Annotated in this window: 1 protein-coding gene; it reads left to right on the top strand. The window is 5.2% G+C overall.

Annotated features, from left to right (window positions below; genetic code table 11):
- On the top strand, positions 1 to 249 hold a 249-nt coding region (locus AAEZ22_RS18815; RefSeq protein WP_352298548.1), incomplete at both ends, for a hypothetical protein.

Here is a 249-nt window from a genome sequence, read left to right as displayed (position 1 = left end):
GGGTCGCAGTAGAAAAAAAGTTTTTTTTTATTAAAAAAAAAAAAAAAACACAAAAAAAAAAAAAAAAAAATAAAAAAAAAAAAAACAAAAAAAAAAAAAAAAAAAAAAAAAAAAAAAAAATAAAAAAAAAAAAAAAAAAAATAAAAAAAAAAAAAAAAAAAAAAAAATTAAAAAAAAAAAAAAAAAATAAAAAAAAAAAAAAAAAAAAAAAAAAATTTTTTATAAAAAAAAAAAAAAAAAAAAACATAA

Origin of the sequence: Pseudoalteromonas sp. 20-MNA-CIBAN-0454 (assembly GCF_040308685.1) — a bacterium.
Taxonomy (GTDB): Bacteria; Pseudomonadota; Gammaproteobacteria; order Enterobacterales; family Alteromonadaceae; genus Pseudoalteromonas; species Pseudoalteromonas nigrifaciens.
This window is presented reverse-complemented; position numbering and strand designations above follow the sequence as displayed.